The sequence below is a fragment of the Paenibacillus sp. P4_A7 genome (assembly GCF_056402455.1).
In genome coordinates this window covers 1-5,154 of sequence record NZ_JBFUHJ010000407.1, presented here as the reverse complement: position 1 = coordinate 5,154, position 5,154 = coordinate 1, and the positions used below count along the sequence as shown (strand labels likewise).

Sequence of the window (5,154 nt, the reverse complement as noted above, 5' to 3'; positions counted from 1 at the left end):
CGATCTACCTTACTTGCAAGCGTCAAATCATGTGTAACAATTACAATCGTTATTCCGATTTCTTTATTAAGCCTACGGAAGATGCCCATGATTAAATCAGAAGTCGCTGTATCTACAGAACCTGTCGGCTCATCCGCTAGCAATAGCTGCGGACGATTACACAACGAGATCGCAATAGCAACCCGCTGCTGCTCACCTCCGGAAAGCTGATGCAGTTTGTTGTGCATGCGTTCCTTCAGCCCAACCCACTCAAGCAGCTGCTTGGCGTACGCTCGGTCAACCTTACCAGAAAGCATCATCGGCATTTCTACGTTCTCAAGTGCTGACAAATAGGGCAGCAGGTTACGCGCATTATTTTGCCAGATGAAGCCTACTGTTTCGCGCTTGTATTTCACTAGCTCTTCTTCAGTTATCTTCAGCAAATCCCATGGACCGACCCTCACCTGTCCGGCTGAGGGCCGATCGAGACCGCCTAACGTATTCAGAAGTGTAGACTTCCCACTGCCGCTATTGCCGATAATAGCCATTAGCTCGCCAGCGTTCACCTTCAAATTAAGGCCTTGAAGCGCTACGACTTCAAGATCATCTGTTTTGTATATCTTAACTAAACCCTCGCATTCGATCATAGCCGTTAACGCTCCTCTCCCATTTTGACCGCTTGATGCACCCTTAGCCTACGAATATGTAGGAAGAGAATTAACGCACCGGTCAGCATCATGAATCCTACTACAATGAAGAGTTGGTTCGTGTCATTCGAGTCAAAGACGACTCGGAAAGGAGGAACCGTTTCTGCAACGTTTTCGGTAGTTTGCAAGAAAGGAAGGAAAAGAAGGCTGACAGCTTTACCGATCAGAACGCCAAGTCCTATCGCTAATCCGGCTGTGAACAACTGCTCAAGAAGCAGCATGCCTGTTAATTGTTTACGCGATAATCCCATAGCTCTTAATACKCCGAATTGCACAGCCCTGCCAGATAAATTAAAGAACCAGAATAGAATGTATCCAGCTAAAGTAATGACGACCGAAACGAGAAATCCAAGACTCAATATCCCAAAAACGCCACCTCTGGATGGGTGCTTGGCTTGCGAGATAAGTTCGCTTCTTACATCCTTCACTGTCGCAAGCTCTATACCTGCTTTTTGCAGCGATTCAATAATAGGTGCAACCTTCGCATCAGGCTTCATCTTCAACCATACCTCATAAGGCATTAGTGGAAGCTGATCATAAAGATAATCTAAATTCGTAATAATAAACGGCGATTTATCAGGGTATTGACTCGGCCAATAAGGAAGTATTCCTGCTATTGTAAATTCGAGCATACCTTCAGGGAAGCCGACTGACACGATATCGCCCAACTTTAGCTGATATTTCTCCGCTACACCTTTCGGGATAATCGCTCCATGTTCAAATTTACCTAAATTATTTAGATAATAGTTCGGATGAACAGGATACAAATCATCGCGGAACCAAGCTACATCGTCAAATTCTGAGTTATCGATGCCCATAATTGTACCTTGACCAATCGATTTGCCTGATACTACGACGTTGCCTTTGGTCTGCAAGACACGAGCAGCTGCTTGAACTCCTTCAAGTGAGCGGAAGAGCTCAAAAGGAGGCTCGCTGTATAAGACCCGTGTCGGTACAGTAGTGCCACCACCTCCTCCAGATCCACCAGATCCACCAGATCCACCAGATCCTGAACCGCCACCGGAACCTCCACCTGAACCACCCCCAGCACCACTACCGCCTCCTGAACCTCCGCCAGATCCTCCGGTCGTAGTAATTTCCGGCGACCCTTCCCATACGGTCTGCACAATAACGTCAGATCCATATTTATAAAGGAGTCGTTCAGTCGAGTTCAGATYAATCGTTCTTGCTGCAGAAGCGTTATATACTCCGAGTCCAAGCGTTAAAACCAATAGAATCATAATTGGATAATAGCCCTTAGTTGAACGTGATAATTGCGTCAAAGTTAAAAATAGCGGAACAGGTAAAAACTTGCGACCGAGCCATTGAAAGAGCTTTAACAACCATGGAAATAATCTTAGAAAAAATAATCCTAACGCAAATATGGCCAGTGCAGGAACGAAAAACAGAAATGGCTGTACATTTAGCTGATCCGTAGTCATTCCAGTCTGAAACGTCAGCATCTGACGTTCATTAAACATGTACCAGCCGTATCCGGCAACACCTAGCAGCACTACATCAAAGAACCAGCGTTGCCATACAGGTCTGCGATCAGATCGAGCAAGCTCTTGCTTGTAGCTTACAATTGAAGAACGAGCATACATAATAGCTGGAATAATAGTTGCAAGCAGTGCAAGTAACACAGCTGCTCCTCCTGCAATAATGGCCTCAGTAGAGAAGCCTACAGGAATGGATTTGCGGCTGACGAACGAAAGAAATCCATTTGCAGAACCGATGCTCTTCGCCATAAACCATCCAATAAATGGACCAATTGTGAGCGCAAACGCTCCTAGCAGCAATCCTTCAAGTAAGAAAATCCAAATGATTTGCCTTGTACCTGCACCACGACTGCGTAGAACGGCAATGTCACTTCGCTGCTTATCAAGTGACTGTCGGGCATTCATGGCAATAAAGAAAAAGACCATAGCAAGCATCGGTGCTGCGAGAGTAAACAACAGCGTTTGCAACTGCAAGCTTTGCTTCTTAAACTCTGTGAGCGTAGAAGCGAAAGAGATCTCCACTCTTGTGTCTTTCAGACGCTGATACAACTCAATATTAAGTCGCTCCAGCGTTCTGCCAAGCGGTGTCAATTGACTGGTTTTAATATTTGATAAATCAAATGCATAATACCAACCAGCATTGTGAAGCGGAATTTTCTTTTTGGCAAGCAGCAGCTTCATAAAGGCATCATCACTGATTTGAAACGTGTTCAGCATGCCTTCTAGTCCTTGATACCAATATGGATCGGTATCAAGTAATGGCTTAACTGCCCCGACGATTTTGACCCTTAATGTAAGATCTAGACCGCCGTATACCGGATATTCAAAAATATCACCGATATGTATATCATTGCGATACATAGCTTCCTCTAACATGACGGCTTCGAGCAGCGACTCATCGCCCTCTGCGTTAACAAACCACCGTCCTTGAGTCAGCTCTGTCTTCGCCTCCAATCCAGACATCGTCATAATGGACAATTGTCTAGGTCGACCAGCATCAACCTTAGAAGAATCCTCCGGAGTCACCTCAGAGCTTCTGATCGAATAGCTCTTTAAGTATGTACTAAAAGGAAATCCTAGTTCTTTCGGTACATCATTAATAATGTATCTTTCTAGCTCCGACAATGCCGGTAAATCCGTTTTCCCGCCAGCGGGTGACTGATACCGCATTAACAAAGAACCAGCAGGTAAGCCTACGCTCTTCTGCTGCAGCGATTCGGCTACAACTCTTTTCAATGCGCCGTCCGCATACATCGGTATGCTGGTTGCGAAAGCTACCGCTAAGGTCAGTCCCGCCAACGTACTAATGGTTAGCCAGCGAGTGTTCCACATTTTGCGGAACAAAAAACGAAACAGCGGAATTCCCATTGGCTATCGACCTACAACTTTCTGCCCCGGCTTTAACCCTTGCAAAATTTCGATCTGCGTCGAGGTCTGTTGACCTACTTCCACATCAACTTCACGTTTGCCCTCAGCTTCAACTACCTGTACATAAGTACGGGAACCAATCGTGCGTAACGCGGAAGGAGGAATAACAATAGCATTTTCTGTGCGCTTAGTAATAATATTAATCGATAGAGGTGCGCCTCTATTCAATCCTTTTGGCAAGTCTTTAATATCGACAATGAGAAAGTCCTCTGGGCGTTCAGGCTTCAACTCACCTGGCATCCCCCCCATGCCTCCACCGTTATTCTGTTCCTCGCCTTTAATAGGCAGCTGCTTTATTTTACCTTTGAAATTGCCGACATTGCTAATGTTGACAACAACCTCCATACCAACTGCTACTTTCTCAAGCTCGGTTTTCGTAAGCTTTGCTGCAGGTGTAATTTGACTTGTATCTGCTACGATCGCAATCGGAGCGTATTTTTTAATGACATCACCCTTTTGAACGTTTAATGTAACGATCGTGCCATTTAATGGGGAGGTTAAACTCGCTTTGCCTATTTCCTCTTCAAGATCAAGGAGCTTTTGCTTCTGTTCTTCGAACGCAATCGATTTTTCCTCAAATTCAATTTGGTCCATCTCATCGCGCTGACGAAGAGTCTCTTTCATCGCAATTTCTTCTTTCTTAAACGCGATCTTCGCCAATCGTAAGTTTTTGACCAATTCATCTACATCAAGCTCGCCAATTACTTGACCAGCCTTAACGACATCACCTGTTTTCACATAAAGCTCTTTCAAATTTTTGCCATCCATCGTGAAGAAAAGCGTTTCTTCCTTCATTGAAATTAATTTTCCGATTACAGGAACCTTCGTCTCGAGATTCGCTGTCGTTACCTCATACTCCGGTTTTTTTGATATTTGAGCTGGTGCTATCTCTGGCAGTACTTCCTCTTCCTCTTCCTTAGGAAGTAAAGAGCAACCACTTGTAAATATCAGAGAAGCACTCATTACAACAATAACTGAACGTTTAAATAAACTTTCCGTCCACCATTTCATAAACATGGTCGGCAACCTCCAAAATCGTAGGATCGTGTGTAGTCATGCAAATCGTAACATTTTCAGTGCGAATTATATTTTGAAAAACCGCCATAATTTGTGCCGACATCCCTGAATCAAGCTCAGCTGTCGGTTCATCCGCCAGGAGGAGCATCGGCTTATGTGCAATTGCTTTAGCAATGGCCACACGCTGCTGTTCTCCGCCAGACATCTCAAATGGACGATGAGTCATTCGTTTCTCTAGACCGACTAGCTCTAGACACTGTGTAACCCGTTCTTTCCATTGGCCGCGTGGTATGCCAGCCATACGAAGCGACAGCTCCACGTTCTCCCAAGCAGACAGCAGCGGCATGAGCGCAAACGCTTGGAAAATAAACCCCATGTCCTTGCGGCGCACAAGAGTTCTCTCGTTATCGCTCATTTTGTCGAAATGCTTGCCATTAAACCAAACTTCACCCTTACTCGGAGTATCTAATCCACCCAAGCAATTCAACAAGGTCGTCTTTCCTGAACCAGATCTGCCTCTAAGC

4 protein-coding genes are annotated in these 5,154 nt (G+C 45.1%); all 4 read right to left on the bottom strand.

The window, feature by feature from the left end; genetic code table 11:
* A partial coding sequence (locus AC1DWN_RS27520) for an ABC transporter ATP-binding protein (RefSeq protein ID WP_477562075.1) occupies positions 1-626 on the bottom strand: 626 nt, incomplete at its 3' end.
* A 5-nt stretch (positions 627-631) separates the two neighbouring features.
* A complete protein-coding gene (locus AC1DWN_RS27515; protein WP_477562074.1) occupies positions 632-3,553 on the bottom strand; it encodes an ABC transporter permease in 2,922 nt (973 codons plus the stop codon).
* A 3-nt stretch (positions 3,554-3,556) separates the two neighbouring features.
* A complete protein-coding gene (locus AC1DWN_RS27510; protein ID WP_477562073.1) occupies positions 3,557-4,630 on the bottom strand; it encodes an efflux RND transporter periplasmic adaptor subunit in 1,074 nt (357 codons plus the stop codon).
* Positions 4,596-5,154: ABC transporter ATP-binding protein (locus tag AC1DWN_RS27505; protein ID WP_477562072.1), on the bottom strand; the 559-nt coding region annotated here is incomplete at its 5' end. The genes AC1DWN_RS27510 and AC1DWN_RS27505, both read right to left, overlap by 35 nt.

Bases quoted from the DNA above. Each gene is read 5' to 3' on its own strand.
- AC1DWN_RS27510 (WP_477562073.1), bottom strand. From the start codon at position 4,630: ATGTTTATGAAATGGTGGACGGAAAGTTTATTTAAACGTTCAGTTATT.